Here is a 19,513-nt window from a genome sequence, read left to right on the forward strand (position 1 = left end):
TCCGTTGGGGTGGGGACGACATGCCCGGCGCGGCCCTTCCCCGTCCCTTTGACCGTGAAGGGCTGCACCGTGGATGAAGAATTACCCACGTGCTTCCGGTGGGGATGTGCGCGCCCTCACACGCTTCGTGTGACAGGAGTCACGCCTGCCGCGGGCACTACCGGGAGGAGACGGACGCGCAGACGCGCACGCCAATCTCGGGGTCGCGTTGGGTGGGGTCGCCAGCCGAGCGGTTGGCGGCGAGCGCCATGATGATGTCGTAGTACCAGCCCCCTCCTCGCAGGACGATACGCCCGAGGTCCGGTGTCACGGGCCGCGTGAGCTCGTACGCGTTGCCGGTCATGTCGACGAGTCCGAAGGGGCTCGTCGAGATGGGATGGGAGCCGACCATGTCGGGCCCGTAGGCCATGGGCTGCCGGGCGTAGGTCACGTCGATGTTGGCGTCATCGGGCAGGAGCCGCTCCCCATGCGGGTACTCGCGGCCGTCGGCGCCACGGGCGGCGCGCTCCCATTCGAACTCGCTGCACAGGCGCGCTCCAGGCAGACGCCCCGAGTGGTCCAGCCAGTAGAAATAGCCCGCGAGATCCTCGGCGGAGACGCCGGACAGGGGGAACTGGCGCCAGTCGGCGGTATCGCGGCGGGTACGGTCCGGGTAGCGAAACGGCTCTCCGTCCCGTGCGGAGAGGACGCCTTCACGCGAACGATGGAAGGAGAAGACCCAGCCGGTGCCGGGCTGATGCCGCAGCGTGATGGCTCTGGCGTGGCTGAAGTGCGGTTGCTCGAGGATGCGTCGGGCCGCCGCGTTCGGGGGGAGGGTGTCGAGGTAGGTCACCCAGTCACCGAACGTCACCTCCGTGCGGCCGATGAGATAGGCCTCGTTGAGACAGGTCCGGTGGAGGGGCGCGCTGCTCATGAACTCCCGGAGTTCCTCCGGCTTGGCGGTGCCCTGGAGGAAGCAACCGGGAGGGATGTAGACGTAGCCAGGAGGCACGCGGGTGGGGAGCTCGAGGTGGCGCCGCTCGGTTTCGCCCCGCGTGAGGAGCAGGGGCAGGTCGACCGGCGCGTGGCCGGGCGCGGTGATGTGGAGGAGATAGGAGCCCGCGGGCAGCAGCGCGCGGGTGATGGGCGTCTGGCCGAGCTCCTGGACGTACTGGGGGCGCAGCACGCCCCGCTCATCGGGGACGTAGCGCTCGAGCCGGACGCGTGCTCCGGGAGGGGATGTCACGAGCTGGAGCTCGGCCGGTGCCGAGAGCCGCCGCCGCCATTCGGAGCCGTCGTCCGCGCCTTCGAGCAACTGCTCCAGGCGCTGTCCCTGCTCGTCCAGAATGCGCTGCTGGTGGAAGTGCTCGGCCAGGAGCATGCGCTCATGGGTGACCTCGAGGAGGAGCCGCCGCGCCTCCGCGTGGCCGCGCTCACGCTCCAGCGCCCTCTCGAGGAACATGGTGGCGCGGAGATGGGCCGCATCGCTCTTCTCGAGCAATCCGAGCGCTTCGTCCCATCGCCGTTCGGCGGTTGGCCGGAGGTCATGGGGGCCGGGTGGGTTGTCCGGGCCGGAGGACGGAGGAGCCCGGCCGTCGAACAGCGCGAGCGCCTCCTCGCGGCGGGCACGGGCTTCCTGTCCCAGGGTGCGGCCCTCGGCGAGCGCTTTGCGCGCGGTGTCCATCGCGTCGGCGACGAAGCGCGCATCCTCGAGGTACGCCTGCAGGCGCAGCCCCCCATAGAGGGCGGCGAGGGCGAGCACCCCGAGGAGCAGGGCCGCGGTCTGCCCCCACCGCTGGAAGCTCAGGGCGCGGCGCGAGGCCTGGAGGAAGGCGTGCTCGCGGGGCCCCAGCGTCGTGGAGTCCAACGGGCGTGTCTCGTCGAGCTGACGCTGTCCCCACAGGGCATCCCGGGCGCGGCCCAGGCGCTCCCACTCGGCGCTCGCCACCTCGACGCGCTGGCGCACCGCGCGGTGGCCGATGTCGTCATCGAGCCAGTTGCGCAACGTGCCCCAGCTCGTGATGAGCGAGTCATGGGCAATGCCATACCGGGCCTTGCCTCCCGTGCTCCTCGCGTGGAGGAGCCGGCCCTCGATGAGCGCGTGGAGGGCGGCGCGGGAGTCGGCATCCGACGCCGCGACGAGCTCCTCCTCGCTCCGCTCCCCGCGCGTGCCCTCCGCCGTCACGAGCTGGAGCAGGAGCCGCCGCGCCGCCTGCTGCTCGGCCGGGCTCAACCTCGCGAGCACCCCGTCGGCATGCCGCGACAGCGCTCCGGCCACGCCGCCCATCTCGTCGAGCGCCGCGCGGGTGATGCGGCCGTGCGCCGGGTTGTGCCGCTCCCACAGCTCGGCGAGCGCGAACTGGAGCAGGGGCAGGCTGCCCGCGCCGTTCGCCGTGGAGTCGACGAGCGTCTGGATGAGCTCCCTGGACTCGAAGACCACGCCGCGGCTGCGCGCCGGGCCGACGATGGCCTCGCGCACGCCCTCGGGCGACATGGGCCGGAGGATGTAGAGCGCGCGCTCGGCCTCGTCGCCCAGGCCGGGTAGCGCGCACACGCGCGTGAGGAAGTCGCCGCGCACCGCCAGGAGCACGCGCACTCCCGCCGAGGGCAGGGCGAGCTCACCGAGCACGGCGGCGAAGCGCAGCGCCTGGACGGGCTCGGCGAGCGTGATGAGCTCCTCGAGCTGGTCGACGAAGAGGAGCAGGCCGCGCTTTCCCGAGTACGCCTCGCGCAGGGCCTGACCGAGCCAAGCCGGGGTGTCCGTGAGGGCGGTGACGACCTCCGCCTCCCTCCTGCCGAGCAGGGGCGCGAGCGCGGCGGCGAGCGCCTGGAGCGGCCGGTGACCGGGGTAGAGCGTGACCGTGTAGATTTCACGGCCCTCGTCCACGGCGCTGGCGGACACGCGGGGGAGCACACCGGCACGGCACAGCGAGGACTTGCCCACGCCGGAGTCCCCCGCGACGAGTGCCAGGGATTGGTGGCGCAGGCGCTCGAGCACGGCGCGGATGTCGGCGTCGCGTCCGAAGAAGAGCGCGCGGTGCTCGGCCTCGAAGGGGGCCAGACCGCGGTAGGGATTGCCCGCGGCGAGCGGCGTGGAGGCGTGGCGCTGCTCGAGGCGCTCCAGGTCCTCGCGGAGCTGGTCGGCGGAGGCGAAGCGCTCGGCGGGGTCGGGCGCGAGGCACCGCAGGATGAGGGCGGCGAAGTCGGCGTCGATGTCCCCTCCGAGCCCGCGCGAGAGTGCCTTCTCCTGCTCCAGGGCGCTGACGGCCGCCCCCTTCGGGGACGGGCGCGATGGGAGATGGCCCGTGCACAACTTGTAGAGGGTGAGGCCGAGCGAATAGATGTCGCTCTGGGGGCTCGCCGGCACGCCGAGGAGGAGCTCGGGCGCCATGTAGTTCGGCGTACCCGCCGGCTCGTGCGTACCGGGGGGCCGCGAGGACTCGCTCGGATCGAACTGCTCGGCCAGGCCGAAGTCGAGCAGCTTCACCTCGCCATCGGCGGTGACCAGGGCGTTGGAGGGCTTGATGTCCCGGTGGAGCACGCCCTGCCGGTGGGCCGCCGCGAGGCCCCGGGCGAGCCCCACGCCGATGGTGAGGGCGCGCCGCCAGGGGAGGGGGTGGGGAAGCTCCGAGAGGCTTCGGCCGACGACGTACTCGGAGACGATGTACGGGTGCTCGCCGACCGAGCCGACGCGGAACACGGTGACGACGTTGGGGTGCTGCAGGCGGGCGATGGCGCGTGCCTCCGTCTCGAAGTACGCGCGCACCTGGGGCTCGGGCTGGCCGGGGGCGATGAACTTCACCGCGACGGGGCGGCCCAGGGAGGTGTCGTGGGCGAGGTAGACGATGCCCATGCCGCCGCGGCCGAGCAGGCGCTCCAGGCGGAACTCGTTGAACTCGGTGGGAGGAGTCCAGGCGGGACCGGGCTTCGGGCGCGCGAGAGCGGCCTTCGGAGCGGGCCCGGCGATTGTCTGGGTTCGATCCTCCGGACGACCCGGGCCCCCGAGCCCCCCCGTTCCCTCCTCATTCGCGTCTGGCGGACCCATGGATTCGAGGGTCTCAGTCTCTCAGAGTCCGCCGAGTCAGGTCGAGTGCTCCCTTCCGTCCCGCCTGCATCGTTCACTGACGATCGCTAGCCCCACTCGGCTCTTGAAAAAGCGGGTCCGCGCGATCTTCATCCGCGCAATCCACGTCTGAGGAGAGGAACGGGAAATGGCCACGCTGAAGACGAAGTCCGGAGTGGAAATCTATTACAAGGACTGGGGCAAGGGGCAGCCCGTGGTCTTCAGCCATGGCTGGCCGCTGAACTCGGACATGTGGGAATACCAGATGATGTTCCTCGCCGAGCGGGGCTATCGCGTCATCGCCCATGACCGCCGGGGATTCGGCCGCTCGAGCCAGCCGTGGGAGGGTTATGACTACGGCCACTTCGCCGATGACCTGGCGGAGTTGATCAACGCGCTCGACCTTCGCGACATCGTCCTCGTGGGCTTCTCGATGGGCGGTGGCGAGGTCGCTCGCTATCTGGCCCGCCATGGCAAGAGCCGCGTCGCCAAGGCGGCGTTGATTGGCGCGGTGACGCCCTTCCTGCTGAAGACGGAGGCGCATCCGGTCGGCGCGCCGAAGGATCTGTTCGACGGGCTTCGCGCGGGCATCCTCGCCGACCGCCCGCAGTTCTTCACCGACTTCGGCAAGCTCTTCACCGGGGCCAACCGCCCGGATGCGAAGGTTTCGCAGGGGCTCCTCACCTGGACCCTGTCCATGGCGCTGATGGCGTCGTTGAAGGGCACCCATGACTGCGTCGCCGCCTTCAGCGAGACCGACTTCCGCGAGGACCTGGCGGCCTTCACCCTGCCCACGCTCGTCGTTCACGGCGACGATGATCAAATCGTCCCGCTCGACTTCAGCGGCAAGCTCGCGGCGGAGATGATTCCGGGCGCGCGCCTCGAGGTCTATCCGGGCGCGCCGCACGCGCTGTACTTCACGCACAAGGACCGGCTGAACGCGGACCTGCTGTCCTTCATCCGGGGCTGAACGCGCGATTCCCGACAGTTCCCGTGCGGCCTCGGTTCACAACTGGAAGCGCACGGAACGTGGTGATTGTTGCACCGGGTGCCTCTCTCTAGGGTCGAAGGCCCTCGGAGCCGCGCGTGAGCGCGCGGAGTCCTCCGAGGCGCCCTATGGCCTGGATCTTCACACGACGTGCGAACACGGTGGCCCGGGTGGCCGCCGCGGGGCTGCTGGGCACTCCGGTGCTCGTTGTGTTCCTGCTCTGGCTCTACGCCTGGAGCCCGCTGGCGCAGAACATGCGTTACCCGGTTCCGCAGCCGGTGCAGTTCGATCACCGCCACCACGCGGGCGACGAGGCCATCGACTGCCGCTACTGCCACAGCACCGTCGAGGTCTCCTCCAGCGCCGGCTACCCCTCGGTGTCCACCTGCCTCAACTGCCACTCGCAGATCTGGACGCAGAGCCCGCTGCTGGAGCCCGTACGCCAGTACTACTTCGCCGACCGGCCCATTCCATGGAACCGCGTCCACAACCTGCCGGACTTCGTCTACTTCAACCACTCCATCCACGTGGCCAAGGGCGTGGGGTGCGTCACCTGCCACGGGCGGGTGGACCTGATGCCGGCGGTGATGCAGGCGCAACCGCTGTCCATGGGCTGGTGCCTGGAGTGCCACCGGGACCCGGCCCCGCACCTGCGCCCGCTGGAGGCCATCACCTCCATGCGCTGGCGGCCTCGCCCGGGTGACCCGGCGGCCGAGGAGCTGGCGCGCCGCTACGACGTCCACCCGCGAACGAACTGCACGACATGCCACCGCTGACCGACCGCTATCCGCTGCCCGTGCTCCAGGACTCGTCCGGGACCGGAGCCTCCCGTGAGGACGGGGATGCTGAACGCCCGCGCGCGTGGCGCAGCCTGGAGGAGCTGCACGGCTCGCCCGAGCTGGCTCGCGCCGCCGGGCGCGAGTTCCCTCCCGGTGCCGCCGAGCCCCCCCGGGGGTTGGACCGGCGCCGCTTCCTCCAGCTCGCGGGCACCACGGCGGCGCTGGCCGGGCTCACCGCGTGCAAGGAGCCGGCGGAGAAGGTGATGCCGTACACGCACCGGCCCCCGGACGTCATCCCCGGAGTGCCCAACGCCTACGCCACGGCCTGGGCCCATGAGGGCTACGCGGCGGGCCTGGTGGTGACGAGCTGGGAGGGGCGGCCCACGAAGGTGGATGGCAACCCGGATCATCCGGCGAGCCTCGGTGCCACCAACCACATCGCCCAGGCGCTGCCGGTGGACCTCTACGACACCACGCGGGTGCGAGGGGTGAAGTTGCGCGGCACCCTGGTCTCCTTCCGGACGTACCTCCAGGAGCAGGTGGAGCGCGCGCGCGTGCTGGAGGCCACGGGCGGCGAGGGGCTGTGGTTCCTCCTGGAGCCCTCGTCCTCGCCCACGCGGCGGGAGATGGTGGAGCGCATCCGCCAGCGCTTCCCGAGGGCGCGCGTGGAGACGTACCACGCGCTCTCGCGGGACAACGTGTACGAGGGGGCGAGGCTCGCGTTCGGCCGGCCGCTGGAGACGCGGGTGCGCTACGACGAGGCGCGCGTGGTGCTCTCCCTGGACGCGGACTTCCTCACCCAGGGCCCGTTCGCCCTGCGCGAGGCGCGCGAGTTCTCCCGCACACGGCTGCCCGAGCGAGGGGAGATGAGCCGGCTGTACGTGGCGGAGGGCCACTACAGCGTGACGGGGATGAACGCGGACCACCGCTTCCGGATGAAGCCCTCGGAGGTGGAGCGCTTCGCCCTGGCGGTGTTGGGCGAGCTGGCGCGCACGCACCGCCTGGCCGGGCTCGAGCCCTTCCAGGAGCTGGCGCTCGGCTGGCCGGAGAAGGCGAAGGAGGTGCGCGTGGTGGCCGGGGAGCTGGCACGCCACGCGGAGCGCGCGGTGGTGGTGGTGGGCGAGCGGCAGCCGGCGCGGGTGCACGCGGTGGCGCACGTGCTCAACGCGGCGCTGGGCAGCCAGAAGCGGCTCATCACGCACCACGAGCCTGGAGTGGACGCGGTGCGCGGCGGACCCGAGGTGCTGCGCGAGCTGGCCGAGGCGGCGAGCGCGGGCCGGGTGGACACGCTGGTGGTGACGGCGTTCAACCCCGTCTACACGGCGCCGGTGGGCGTGGCGTTGGGGGCGGCGCTGAGCGCGGTGCCCCACTCGGTCTACCTGGCGTTCCGCGAGGACGACACGGCGAAGCACAGCGCGTGGGTCCTGCCCGCGGCCCATGTGCTCGAGTCCTGGGGCGACACGCGGGCGCTGGACGGGACGGCGAGCATCATCCAACCGCTCATCCAGCCGCTCTTCATGGGGGTGACGGAGCTGGACGTGCTCTCCCCCTTCGCGGGCGTGGCGGACCTGACGGCCCACCAGCTGGTGAAGGCCCACTGGGCGCGGCGGCGGGGGGGCCCGGGCCTCGCCTTCGACGACGCGTGGGACCAGTGGCTGGCGGTGGGGACCATTCCGGGCACCGAGGCCCCGGCCCTCGCGCCCGCGGTGGACACGGGCGCGGTGGTGGCGAGCGTCCGCGCCTTCTCGCCCGGCCCCGCCCAGGGCCTCGAGCTCAACCTGCTGCCCGGCTACAAGGTCCGCGACGGACGCTACTTCCACAACGCCTGGCTGCAGGAGCTGCCGGAGCCCCTTACCCAGCTGTCCTGGGGGAACGCGGCGCTCGTCAGTCCGCGCACGGCCGAGCGCCTGAAGGTGTCGCCCCGGGACAAGGTGAAGCTGACACTCCGCGGGCGCTGGCTGGAGGCCCCGGTGTACGTGCTGCCCGGCCACGCGGACGACACGGTGTCGCTGGAGCTCGGCTGGGGACTCGAGTGGCTCGACGACAGCATCGGGGACATGGGCGAGCTGGGCGTCAATGCCTACCTGCTGCGCTTCCCGGACGCTCCGTGGTTCACCGGCGGGCTCCAGGTGGACAAGGCGGAGGGACACGGGCGCTACGCCACCACGCAGGACCACTGGTCCATGCACGGCCGGGAGATCGCCGTCCAGGACGAGCTGGAGACGTTCGAGAAGAAGAAGCCCCACTACCTGCACCACCTCAAGGGCCCGGTGGCGTCCCTGTACAGCCCCTTCGAGTACGAGGAGCCCTACCAGTGGGCCATGGCGGTGGACCTGAGCCTCTGCATCGGCTGCACGGCCTGCATGGTGGCCTGCCAGGCGGAGAACAACATCCCCGTGGTGGGGCGCGCCCAGGTGGAGAACGGGCGGGAGATGTACTGGCTGCGGGTGGACCGCTACTTCGAGGGCGCGCCGGAGGGGCCCCACGCCATTCCCCAGCCGATGATGTGCCAGCACTGCGAGGCCGCGCCGTGCGAGTACGTGTGCCCGGTGAACGCCACCGTCCACTCGGACGAGGGCCTCAACGAGATGGTCTACAACCGCTGCATCGGCACGCGCTACTGCAGCAACAACTGCCCGTACAAGGTCCGGCGCTTCAACTACCTCGACTACAACCCGCGGGTGAGCGAGCTGGAGAAGCTGCGCTTCAACCCGGAAGTCACCGTGCGCATGCGCGGGGTGATGGAGAAGTGCACGTACTGCGTGCAGCGGATAGAGCGGGCCCGCATCGAGGCGCGCCGGCAGCGCGAGCCCATCAACACCGAGGCGCTCCAGACGGCCTGCGCCGAGGTGTGTCCCACGGAGGCCATCACCTTCGGCTCGCTGCACGTGCCGGACTCGACGGTGGCCCGGCTGCACCGCGAGCCGCGCCACTACAAGGTGCTGCACGAGCTGGGGACGAAGCCGCGCACGGCCTACCTGGCGCGCATCAAGAACCCGAACCCGGAGCTCGAGCATGGCTGAGGGGCAGGCATCGGAGACGCCCACGCGGGACGCGCTCGAGCCGCTGCCGCTCATCGCGGGGGCGCAGAGCGCGGAGAGCCTGACGGGCTCGTTGCTGAGCCCCCTTCAGCGCAAGGCGGGCCGGGTGTGGTGGGCGCTCTTCTTCCTGACGCTGGGCGGGACGGGGCTCTTCGCGCTGGCCATCACGGTGACGCTGGTGCGAGGCATTGGCGCGTGGGGCAACAACATCCCGGTGGCGTGGGCGTTCGGCATCATCGACTTCGTGTGGTGGATTGGCTTTGGCCACGCGGGCACGCTCATCTCCGCCATCCTGGTGCTCTTCCAGCAGAAGTGGCGCGCGTCGGTGAACCGCTTCGCCGAGGCGATGACGCTCTTCGCGGTGATGCAGGCGGGGCTCTTCCCGCTGCTGCACCTGGGGAGGCCATGGGTCTTCTACTGGCTGGTGCCCTACCCGAACACGATGAAGATATGGCCCCAGTTCAAGAGCGCGCTGCCGTGGGACATGGTGGCCATCACCACGTACCTCCTGGTGTCGCTGATGTTCTGGTACCTGGGGCTGCTGCCGGACCTGGCGGCGGCGAGGGACAGGGCCACCACGCCGCGGCGTCAGTTCTGGTACGGGCTGTTCTCGCTGGGGTGGACGGGCTCGGCGAGACATTGGCACCACTGGCGCACGGGCTACCTGCTGCTGGCGGGGCTGGCCACGCCGCTGGTGCTCAGCGTGCACACCATCGTGAGCTTCGACTTCGCCATCTCCCTGGTTCCGGGGTGGCACTCCACCATCTTCCCGCCGTACTTCGTGGCGGGAGCCATCTTCTCGGGCATCGCGCTGGTGCTGACGCTGCTGCTCCCGGTGCGCGGGCCCCTGGGCCTGAACCACGTCATTACGGACAAGCACGTGGACATCCTGGCGAAGCTGCTCCTGGCCACGGGGTTGATGGTCTCCTACGGCTACCTGCAGGAGCACTTCTTCGCCTGGTACAGCGGGGACGAGTACGAGATGGCCGCGTACGCCTTCAAGCGCTCGGGAACGTGGGGCTGGATCTTCTGGCTGCAGATGGTCACCAACGTGCTGGTGCCGCACCTCTTCTGGTTCGCGAAGCTGCGCACGAACCTGGTGGTGGTGTGGTTCGCCGCGCTGGCGGTGGACGTGGGCATGTGGCTGGAGCGCTTCACCATCATCGTCCCGTCGCTGGCCCATGACTTCCTACCGAAGAGCTGGGAGCACTTCTCGCCCACGTGGGTGGACTTCGGGCTGCTGTTCGGCTCCATGGGCTTCTTCGGCTTCCTCTTCCTGCTCTTCCTCAAGTTCGTCCCGCCGGTGCCCATCAGCGAGGTGAAGGAGCTGCACCATGAGCTGAAGGAGGCGCTGGAGGAGAAGGCGAAACGCGAGCGCACGGAGAGCGCCCTCCGGGAGAAGGAGGCCTGAGCCATGCGCTATTGGGTGGTGGGAGAGTTCGGCTCGGGCGACGAGGCGAAGAAGGCGCTGAGGCGGCTGCGCGAGCTGGGCTACGCGAAGGACGCGCTGGATGCCTTCTCACCCTATCCGGTGGAGGGGCTCGACGAGGTGCTGGAGCTGAAGCCCTCGCCCGTGCGCTGGCTGGCCCTCCTGGCGGGGCTGGGCGGGGCGGCGTTCGCGTACGTGGTGCAGTGGTGGACCAATGCGGTGGACTACCCGCTCAACGTGGGCAACCGCCCGCCGCACGCGTGGCCGGCCTTCGTGCCCATCACCTTCGAGACGATGGTGCTGTTCGCCGCGCTGACCATCTTCTTCGCCCTGATGTTCCTCTACCGCTTCCCCAGGCCCCACCACCCGCTCTTCGAGCTCGAGTCCTTCCGCACCGCGTCCACCGGAGGCTTCTGGGTGAGCATCACCACGGAGACGCGCGAGGAGACGGAGCCGGTGCTGGGCCACCTGCGCGAGCTGGCGGCGAAGAAGACGTCCGTGGTGGAGGAGGAGTCATGAGGCGCCTGCTCCTGTGTGTGCCGCTGGTGGCGGTGCTGGCCGGCTGTCCCGTGGACTTGCAGGGCTGGGCGGGGATGGACCATCAACCCAAGGCGCTGCCCTACCGCGACAGCCCGTTCTTCGCGGATGACCGGGTCATGCGCCAGCCTCCGCCGGGCACGGTGCCAAGGAGCCGCAGGGGGCAGAGCCGGCTCTTCCTCACGGGCCGGGAGGTCCCGGATGCGGGCTCTCCGGACGCGGGCTACCTCGACGGGGTACCCCTCCCGCTCACGCGGGACGTCGTGGAAGGCGGAGGGCGGTTCTACGAAATCTACTGCGCCACCTGCCACGGAATCCTCGGGGACGGGGTGAGCCAGGTGGCTCGCAACATGGCGTTGCGCCCGCCGCCCTCGCTGTTGGATCTGCCGCCCTACCCGGACGGCTACTACTACGCGGTCATCAGCGAGGGGTACGGGTTGATGCCGGCCTACGCGGAGAAGCTGACGCCCGCGCAGCGGTGGGCGGTGGTGGCCTACGTGCGGGCGCTGCAGGTGAGCCAGCGGGCGAGGCTCGAGGACGTGCCGCCCGAGGCCCGGCCGCTGCTGCTGAAGGAGGGGACACCGTGAGGGTGATGGAGCGCTTCACGGGAGGGCGTACGCCCATGCTGGCCTCCGCGGCGGTGGGCGCGGTGGGCCTCGGGGTGACGGGCCTGGGCTTCGCGGTGGACACCCGGCGCGCGCTCTTCTCGTACCTGTTCGCCTTCGCGTACTGGGCGGGAATCGCGGTGGCTTCCCTGGTGCTGCTGGAAGTGTGGCACGCCTCGAAGGCGCGCTGGCCGGTGGTGCTGCGCCGCATGCTGGAGACGATGGCGGCCTCGCTCCCGCTCTTCCTCGTCCTCTTCCTCCCCCTCCTCGCGGGCGCCAGCCAGCTCTACCTGTGGATGGACCCGCATCCGCCGCTGTCCGAGAAGGAGCTGCACAGGCTCGACCACAAGCGGCCCTACCTCAACCTGCCCTTCTGGGGGGTGCGCTCGGCCGTCTACTTCGGGGTGTGGATCGCCGTGGGCGAGCTGCTGCTGCGCTGGTCCCGCCGCCAGGACGAGACGGGCGAGCTGAAGCTCACCAAGTGGCAGTGGTGGCTGGGGGCGGGCGCGCTGCCGGTGGTGGCGCTGGCCATGTCCTTCGCGTCGCTGGACTGGTTGATGTCCCTGGAGCCGCTCTTCGTGTCCACGGTGTATGGGCTGTATTGGTTCTCCGGGGCCTTCGTGGGGGCGCTGGCGGTGCTGACGCTGGCGACGACGCTGGCGCGCGGGCCGAACCTCTATGGCGAGCTCGTCAATGACTCGCACCGCGCGAGCCTGGGCAAGTTCCTGTTCGCCTTCAGCGTCTTCTGGGCCTACATGGCCTACAGCCAGTTCTTCCTCATCTGGATAGCGGACCTGCCGCACGAGGTGCCCTGGTACATCCTGCGCGCGCGGGGCGCGTGGGCGCCGGTGGCGTTGTTCGTCGTGTTCGCGCGCTTCGTCTTCCCGTTCTTCGTGTTGCTCTCGAGGCCCTTCAAGCGGCACCGCCGGATGATGGCGGCGATGGCGGTGTGGCTGCTGGCGGCGCACGGGGTGGACACGTGGTGGCTGGTGGTGCCGGTGGTGAGCCCGGACGCGGTGCGGGTGCACTGGGCGGACGTGTCGGCGTTCCTGGGCGTGGGCGGCGCCGCGGTGGCCTTCACCCTGTGGCGGATGCGGGGACATGCCACCGTGCCGGTGGGAGACCCCTATCTGCACGAATCCCTGGGGTACGACGAATGAGCGGCGATGGGTCCAGGGTGGAGTGGAAGACGCCCGAGCGCGACAATCGGCCGGTGAGTGGCTGGTTCATCAGCGCGGTCATCGCCGGTGCGCTCATCGTCTTCACCTTCTTCGTGGTGGGCACCTGGGCGCAGCTCCAGGCGCGGGAGGCGCACCTCAACCCCGCCGGCCCCACCACGCCCCAGGTGCTGGGCCAGGCGGAAATCAACCTCGTCAACACGGGGCTCATGCAGCTCGACACCCGGGCGTACGAGGAGAAGAACCAGCAACTCGGGAAGCTGCACGGCTACGGCTGGGTGGACCGGGACGCGGGCGTGGTGCACATCCCCATCGAGCGGGCCATCGAGCGCATCGTGAGCGGGCAACCCCCCCAGCGCGACGGAGGCGAGCCATGACCTCGGGCGACGAGGCCCTCGCGGGCACGACCCGGACCGAACCCGGGGCCGTGAACGAGTTCTTCCGGAGGATCCTCTTCCTGCCGGAGCAGGCGTCCACCGTCTCGAAGGACGTGGACCACCTGCACTACGTCATCATCTCCACGACGATGGTGGCGGCGACGATCATCTTCGCCCTGGCGGCCTACTTCCTCATCCGCTACCGGAGGCGCTCCGAGACGGACGTCACGCCGAAGGTGCAGGGGACGCTCGGGTGGGAGCTGCTCTTCATCGGGCTGCCACTCACGACGTTCCTGGTGTGGTTCTTCATCGGGTACCACGACTTCATCCGCATGCAGACGCCCCCGCGGGACGCGATGGACGTCTACGTGGTGGGCAAGCAGTGGATGTGGAAGTTCACCTATCCCGAGGGCCCCAACTCCATCGGCGTCCTGCGGGTGCCGGTGGGCAGGCCCGTGCGGTTGCTGCTCACGAGCCGGGACGTCATCCACTCCTTCTTCGTGCCGGCGTTCCGCATCAAGCAGGACGCGCTCCCGGGCGCCTATACCCAGACGTGGTTCGAGGTGACGACACCCGGCACCTACCGGGTGATGTGCGCGGAGTACTGTGGGCTGAAGCACTCGGAGATGTGGGCCGAGGTCGTGGCGCTCTCGCAGGAGGACTACGAGGAGTGGATGAAGCAGCAGCGCCAGGGCCTGGTGGCGCGGCGGGACGCCACCCCCAGCGCGCCCGAGGAGCTGTCACCCCTGACTCCGGCGCGCCGGGCGGCCACCTACGATGCGCAGCAACCCCACGGCGAGCTCATGTACGCCGAGCGTGGCACGCTGCCCGAGCGGGGCGAGCGGGTGGCGGCGGCGAAGGGCTGCCTCAGGTGCCACACCATCGACGGCACGCAGCACATCGGGCCCACGTGGCTGGACCTGTACATGCGCCGCGAGCTGCTGACGAGCGGCGAGACGGTCGTGGCGGACGAGGCCTACCTCACCGAATCCATGATGAAGCCGCTGGAGAAGCTGGTGGCGGGGTACGAGCCGGTGATGCCGTCATTCCAGGGGCAGCTCGAGGCGGCCGAGGTCGCGGCGCTGCTCGAGTACATCAAGACACTGCGCAGCGCTCGGCTGCAAGACGTCGAGTCCAGGGGACCTGTCTATGAACCCATCGGCGGAGAGTAGTCAGCCGGCCATCACCTACCTCAACCACGAGACCTCGGTGATGTCGTGGTTGCTCACGCGTGACCACAAGCGGATCGGCGTGATGTTCCTGGTGGGCGTCATCTTCTCGCTGCTGCTGGGGGGCATCTTCGCGATGGTGCTGCGGCTGGAGCTGCTCACGCCGGGGCCCACCCTCATCAGCCCGATGACGTACAACCGCATGTTCACCCTGCACGGGGTGATCATGGTGTGGCTCTTCATGATTCCGGCGATTCCGTCCGCGTTCGGCAACTTCGTGTTGCCCATCATGCTGGGAGCCAAGGACGTGGCCTTCCCGAGGCTGAACCTGGCCTCGTTCTACATCTACCTGGCGGGCGCGCTGCTGACGGTGTTCGGCATGCTGTGGAGCGGGGCGGATACGGGGTGGACGTTCTACACGCCGTACAGCACGGTCTCTCCCTCGGCGCTGACGCCCATCCTGCTGGGCGTCTTCATCATTGGCTTCTCCACCATCATCACGGGGCTCAACTTCATCACGACGGTGCACACGATGCGGGCGCCGGGAATGCACTGGACGCGCATTCCGCTCTTCGTCTGGGCCATCTACGGCACGTCCGTCATCCAGGTGGTGGCCACGCCGGTGCTGGGCATGGTGCTGCTGCTGGTGTCCATGGAGCGCCTGCTGGGCGCGGGCATCTTCGACCCGTCGCGAGGGGGGGATCCGGTGCTCTTCCAGCACATGTTCTGGTTCTACTCGCACCCGGCCGTCTACATCATGGTGCTGCCGGCCATGGGCGTCATCACCGAGGTGGTGTGTGCCTTCAGCCGGAAGAACATCTTCGGCTACAGGATGATCGCCGCGTCCACGTTTGGCATTGCCTTCGTGGGGTTCTTCTCGTGGGGCCACCACATGTTCGTGTCGGGGCAGTCCACGTTCACCTCGGGCATCTTCGGGGTGCTGAGCATGCTGGTGGCCATCTTCACGGCGATCAAGATATTCAACTGGGTGGCCACGATGTATGGGGGCTCCATCGACCTGAGGGTGCCGCTGCTGTACGTGCTGGGCTTCATCTTCCTGCTGATGTTCGGCGGGATGACGGGCGTGGCGGTGGCGACCACGTCACTGGACGTGCACTGGCACGACACGTACTTCGTCGTGGCCCACTTCCACTACATCATGGTGGGGGCGGTGTTGATGGCCTTCCTGGCGGCGCTGCACTACTGGTGGCCGAAGATGTTCGGGCGGGTGTACCCGGAGCGCTGGTCCTTCCTGGCGGCGATGACCATCATCTTCGGCTTCATCGTGACGTTCCTGCCGCAGTTCCTGTTGGGGAACCTGGGGATGCCGCGGCGCTACTACCAGTACCCCCAGGAGATGCAGTGGCTGCACGTGTTGAGCACGGCGGGGGCGTCGCTGCTGGCGTTCGGCTTCGGGCTCATCGCGGTGTACCTGCTGTGGTCGCTGCGGTATGGCCCGGTGAGCGCGCCGAACCCGTGGGGTTCGCGGGGGTACGAGTGGTTCAGCGGCTCGCCACCGGCGCCGCACAACTTCACACGAGCACCGAGCTTCGAGCGCGAGGTGCACGACTACACCGTTCCCGAGGCGCCCCGTGTCTACTGAGACGTCCCCCTGGGAAGACCATTTCAGCGGTCCGGAGAACCAGAGCCACGCGGCGCAGCTCGGGATGTGGATATTCCTGGGCTCGGAGGTGCTGCTCTTCACGAACCTGTTCGTGGGGTACGGGGTGTACCGGTACTACTACCCGGAGGTCTTCGCGGAGGCGAGCAGGCACCTGAAGGCGGACTGGGCGCTGGTGCAGACGCTGCTGCTGGTGACGAGCAGCCTGATGGTGGTGCTGGCGGTGCACTACATCCGGCAGGGGCGGCAGTTCCTGACAGCGCTGGTGTTGCTGCTGGCGATCCTGATGGGAGTGGGGTTCCTGGGCATCAAGGGATGGGAGTACTGGGAGCACTGGAAGGAGGGAGCGCTGCCGGGGGAGTACTACCACTTCGAGGAGATACCGGAGCAGGGAGGGTCGCTCTTCTACACGCTGTATTTCCTGCTCACGGGGCTGCATGCCATCCACATGCTGGTGGCGTTGGGGCTATTGGGATGGCTGGCCTTCGGGGCCGTGGCGGGGAAGTACACGGCCGGGTACCACATCCCGGTGGAGGTAGGAGGGCTGTACTGGCACCTGGTGGACGTCTTCTGGCTGTTCATCTACCCACTGCTGTACCTGGTGGAGTGAAGGAGGGAACCATGGCGGAGGAGAAGAAGAAGTCCGCATGGGGGTACGTGGGGGTGTGGGCGGTGCTGGCGGTGCTGACGGTGCTGACGTGGGTATTGGGGACGAAGCTGAAGCTGGGGCCGATGGGCCTGCCGGTGGCACTGCTCATCGCGGTGGCGAAGACGGTGCTGGTGGCGATGTTCTTCATGCACCTGGTGGAGCAGCCCGGAGCGAGGCGGGTGGTGTTTCCGGTATCGGTGCTATTCCTGGCGTTGCTGATGGGAGGGACGCTCATTGATGCGATGACACGCATCCGGATGGCGAGGCCCGACGGCATCGAGGACGAGCTGGAGCCGAAGAGGCCGGCCTCGACGAGGACGGAGCCACCGGGCTCACCGAACCGCTGGATGGGCAATTGAAGACCCACCCCTCTCCCTCTGGGAGAGGGACGGGGTGAGGGTATGGAGGGGACGCGGGTTCGATTCCCGCCGCCTCCACACTGAGAAGCCCAGCAACTTCAAGGGGTTGCTGGGTTTTTCTTTGCCCTCGTTTTCCTCTATGTGCCCTCAGTGTGCCCCTTCGGCGCTTCTGGCCGGAGCGGCGTGGAGCTGGGGCACAGGCCGGTCGAGCTGCTGCACTGCGCTCGCGAGCATCTCGGGGGACAGGTGGGCGTAACGCTTTTTCGGGTCGGTGAGAGAGCAGCCGGGAAACGCGCTCGGGTTGGAGGAGAAGAAGAGCCGCAGCTACACGCTCAGCGACGAGACCCGCCCGGTGAGCGTGGCTGTGCGACTGGCCCTCAAGAACCCCGGTGCCGAGCCCTGGACGCTCGCGGGGGCGGCGCTGGTGGACAAGGCGGGGGAAGAGGTGGAGCTTTCCCGGTGGCAAGAGGCGCCCATTCCCGCGAATGGGGCCGGTGCCGTCGTGGTGGGCATCGAGGGGGAGCGCGCGCAGCTCGGCTGCCCCTGCACACTCAAGCTATGGGAAGCACATGGGCCACGCACCTTCACCCTCGGGAACGTCGAGTTCCCCGAGGGGAAAGCGAAGGGGCCCTGAGCACGGCCACCGCGAGCCGCGCCGAGTCTCAAGAGGCTGCGCGCCCGCCAATCTCCGGGAAGCGCTCGTAGGCCCGTTTGAGCGCGTCCAGGTGGGCCGGGTTGTCCAGGTCGAGCGGCGCATCGGTGAGCTGTACAACCCACCCGCCCGACGCGGTACGCCGTGAGCGCGAGAGCAGGTCCGCATCGCGGGCGGGGTCTGGAAAGCCGATGGCATCTGCGGCAGCGGCTGACCAGTAGTTCAGCCATCCGAGGTGATGTGGAATTGCTGGCGAGCGAATGTGCGAGGGAAGATTGAGCGCTGGGAGTCCCCGGGGCGGAGCATGCGGCTGATCCACCGAATGGCGAACCTGCTGCGCCATCTCCGCCGCAACTCCGTTCGGCAGCACGCGCCCCCAAAATGCGCACGCCCCTTCCGCCATTCCTTCCAGCACATTCGCTGCTGCCGTGATCGCGGGCTCGCCCAATGGCAGTTTTGCATGCACTTCAAACTGGTCCTGACCGCCTGCGCTAAAGAGTCCCGATCTTCCCATTCCCCAAACTGTCACGGGGTAACTCTCGTCCCCGTTGCACACAAGGGGGAATCCCCCGTCCTCAATGCTTTCTACGAGCCACGCGTCGCGCTGCGACAATGCGATGGGTCGCCCGCCTTCGGAGAGCCGCCACTCCAGGCGCAAGCCGGGGAGCGCCTTTTCCATTCCATGGACGCTATTGAGCGCGCGGCGGTCGTTGCCCAAAAGAGCAGGCGCGTAGACGATGAAAATGAGGGTCCTCCGCCTAGTCATCGTTTGCACCCCGTGACAACAACATTGAGATTAAGATCCTCATCGAGCAGCGCGTCTTTGTGCGCTTGGGTGCTCACCCCAACGACATAACCATATCCACATATCGCCGCAGCTTCTCGCTGCTTTTCTATTTGTATCATTTCCCTCTTGATTTCCTTGTCTTGAATGAAGTCAGGGTATGCATCAAATCGATGGGTCTTGATCTCCCACAGCACACGCACGCCGACTTGCAGCGCATCGAAGCTCACGCCGCCCACGCGCACATCCATTCCGGGATAGCGGTTAGGCGGAAACTGATCGGCGCACTTGTTGTGCGCGTAATCCTCGCCCGCGTGCGGTTCCGGGATGGGCTCGCACTTGTTGCGATCTCGCTCCGAGGTTTCGGGTGGCTCCACGGGAGGGAAATCCGGCCCTTTTGGCTCCGGCTTGGGCCTTTTTTTCGGCGAGGGTTTCTGCGGGGCGGGCGCTGTTTCAGGCACGGGCCGCGTTTCAGGCGCGGGCCTTACTTGGACCTGGGGACGGCCCCTCTTCTCCGCGTAGGTATCCAACGCCTCTTTGATGGCAAAGCCCACCACCACCACGCCCGCGACGATCACCGCTCCCACGATGATCTCCGGCGCCGCCAAGACGCACAGCCCGACGCCCACTGCCGCACCTGCGGAGGCGACGGCGCATCTGCCTGTGATGTCCCGAAACCGAACCCGGTCATGGTCGAGGGCATAAAAGCACCGCTCCGCCAGCACAGGCCAGGTCTCAGAAGCTTCGCGGACAGCGCACCTGCCCCCGTCCGTCCAGGGCAGCGTCGCCGCTCGCTGGAGGTTGGCGATCCTCGGGTCGCGGGCCGCTGGCTGTTTTGGGCTTGGGGGTGTCGTCGTACAGGCTGAGAGAAAGAGCAGAAGTGCGAAGCACGCTCGGAGACGCATGGCCGGGTCCTCCCTTGGAGCTAGGACCTAGAGGGTCCTGGTGGGGCCGGTCGGAGTATGACAACGCGCCCCGACAGCCACGAGCGAGCGCGCCGGGGGCACGGCACGGGGCCAGGGTGCCGCAGCCGCAGCTCGGGCCAGGGCGAGCGCCAACTCAGCGCTTAGCTCATTCTCGGGCGTGGTGCAGGCAACAGGGCGCTAGGTTGCACGCCCCCGTCTCCCCGGGCCGGTGGAACGGTGAGGCGCGCACCTGGACCGCGCTAGGGGGCTCCAGCGGGGCGGCTGCTTCGGCTCAAGGCTGGTGGAGGGGAGCGGCGCACGGCAGCCGCAGCTCGGGCTTGTGGAGGGCTCCAGCGGGGCGGCTGCTGGGGCTCGGGAGGGGTTGACGGGAACGGCAC

16 protein-coding genes are annotated in these 19,513 nt (G+C 68.8%); 13 read left to right on the plus strand and 3 right to left on the minus strand.

Annotation, left to right across the window (positions count from 1 at the left end; genetic code table 11):
• Positions 1–157: 157 nt before the first annotated feature.
• A complete protein-coding gene (locus JQX13_RS15010; RefSeq protein WP_203409701.1) occupies positions 158–4,024 on the minus strand; it encodes a bifunctional serine/threonine-protein kinase/formylglycine-generating enzyme family protein in 3,867 nt (1,288 codons plus the stop codon).
• 166 nt (positions 4,025–4,190) lie between these two features.
• On the opposite strand from JQX13_RS15010, the gene JQX13_RS15015 reads away from it, so the two are divergent.
• The 13 genes from JQX13_RS15015 to JQX13_RS15075 all read left to right on the plus strand — a co-directional run bounded on the left by JQX13_RS15015 (position 4,191) and on the right by JQX13_RS15075 (position 17,408).
• On the plus strand, positions 4,191–5,012 hold the full coding sequence (locus JQX13_RS15015) for an alpha/beta fold hydrolase (protein ID WP_203409702.1): 822 nt from the start codon (positions 4,191–4,193) through the stop codon (positions 5,010–5,012).
• 146 nt (positions 5,013–5,158) lie between these two features.
• Positions 5,159–5,806: a cytochrome c3 family protein gene (locus JQX13_RS15020; protein ID WP_203409703.1), complete on the plus strand. Its 648-nt coding sequence runs from the start codon at positions 5,159–5,161 to the stop codon at positions 5,804–5,806.
• The gene (locus JQX13_RS15025; protein WP_203409704.1) at positions 5,794–8,832 is read left to right on the plus strand and encodes a TAT-variant-translocated molybdopterin oxidoreductase; all 3,039 of its coding nucleotides are present in this window, start codon (positions 5,794–5,796) and stop codon (positions 8,830–8,832) included. Before JQX13_RS15020 ends, JQX13_RS15025 begins: the two co-directional genes overlap by 13 nt.
• Positions 8,825–10,261: an NrfD/PsrC family molybdoenzyme membrane anchor subunit gene (nrfD, locus tag JQX13_RS15030; RefSeq protein WP_203409705.1), complete on the plus strand. Its 1,437-nt coding sequence runs from the start codon at positions 8,825–8,827 to the stop codon at positions 10,259–10,261. The genes JQX13_RS15025 and nrfD overlap by 8 nt, the downstream gene beginning before the upstream one ends.
• 3 nt (positions 10,262–10,264) lie before the next feature.
• Positions 10,265–10,798 carry a DUF3341 domain-containing protein gene (locus JQX13_RS15035; RefSeq protein WP_203409706.1) on the plus strand — a complete coding sequence of 178 codons (534 nt, stop codon included), beginning with the start codon at positions 10,265–10,267 and terminating at the stop codon, positions 10,796–10,798.
• Positions 10,795–11,403: a c-type cytochrome gene (locus JQX13_RS15040; protein ID WP_203409707.1), complete on the plus strand. Its 609-nt coding sequence runs from the start codon at positions 10,795–10,797 to the stop codon at positions 11,401–11,403. Before JQX13_RS15035 ends, JQX13_RS15040 begins: the two co-directional genes overlap by 4 nt.
• A 5-nt stretch (positions 11,404–11,408) precedes the next feature.
• Positions 11,409–12,581: a hypothetical protein gene (locus tag JQX13_RS15045; protein WP_275425015.1), complete on the plus strand. Its 1,173-nt coding sequence runs from the start codon at positions 11,409–11,411 to the stop codon at positions 12,579–12,581.
• Positions 12,578–12,976, plus strand: coding sequence for a hypothetical protein (locus tag JQX13_RS15050; RefSeq protein WP_203409709.1), 399 nt, complete (start codon positions 12,578–12,580; stop codon positions 12,974–12,976). Before JQX13_RS15045 ends, JQX13_RS15050 begins: the two co-directional genes overlap by 4 nt.
• A gap of 50 nt (positions 12,977–13,026) precedes the next feature.
• A complete protein-coding gene (gene coxB / locus JQX13_RS15055; protein WP_239015301.1) occupies positions 13,027–14,148 on the plus strand; it encodes a cytochrome c oxidase subunit II in 1,122 nt (373 codons plus the stop codon).
• Positions 14,126–15,748, plus strand: a complete 1,623-nt coding sequence (locus JQX13_RS15060; protein WP_203409711.1) for a cbb3-type cytochrome c oxidase subunit I — start codon at positions 14,126–14,128, stop codon at positions 15,746–15,748. The genes coxB and JQX13_RS15060 overlap by 23 nt, the downstream gene beginning before the upstream one ends.
• Positions 15,738–16,376 carry a cytochrome c oxidase subunit 3 gene (locus JQX13_RS15065; RefSeq protein ID WP_239014758.1) on the plus strand — a complete coding sequence of 213 codons (639 nt, stop codon included), beginning with the start codon at positions 15,738–15,740 and terminating at the stop codon, positions 16,374–16,376. Before JQX13_RS15060 ends, JQX13_RS15065 begins: the two co-directional genes overlap by 11 nt.
• Positions 16,377–16,387: 11 nt before the next feature.
• Entirely contained in the window at positions 16,388–16,774 is a 387-nt protein-coding gene (locus tag JQX13_RS15070; RefSeq protein WP_203409712.1) for a cytochrome C oxidase subunit IV family protein, read from the plus strand.
• A 301-nt stretch (positions 16,775–17,075) separates the two neighbouring features.
• Entirely contained in the window at positions 17,076–17,408 is a 333-nt protein-coding gene (locus JQX13_RS15075) for a DUF2381 family protein (protein WP_203409713.1), read from the plus strand.
• A 28-nt stretch (positions 17,409–17,436) separates the two neighbouring features.
• On the opposite strand, the gene JQX13_RS15080 is transcribed toward JQX13_RS15075, so the two are convergent.
• Complete coding sequence (locus JQX13_RS15080) at positions 17,437–18,192, minus strand: DUF5953 family protein (RefSeq protein ID WP_203409714.1); 756 nt, start codon at positions 18,190–18,192, stop codon at positions 17,437–17,439.
• The gene (locus JQX13_RS15085) at positions 18,189–19,115 is read right to left on the minus strand and encodes a DUF6310 domain-containing protein (RefSeq protein WP_203409715.1); all 927 of its coding nucleotides are present in this window, start codon (positions 19,113–19,115) and stop codon (positions 18,189–18,191) included. Before JQX13_RS15085 ends, JQX13_RS15080 begins: the two co-directional genes overlap by 4 nt.
• Between the last annotated feature and the right edge of the window lie 398 nt (positions 19,116–19,513).

Source organism: Archangium violaceum (assembly GCF_016859125.1).
Lineage (GTDB): Bacteria > Myxococcota > Myxococcia > Myxococcales > Myxococcaceae > Archangium > Archangium violaceum_A.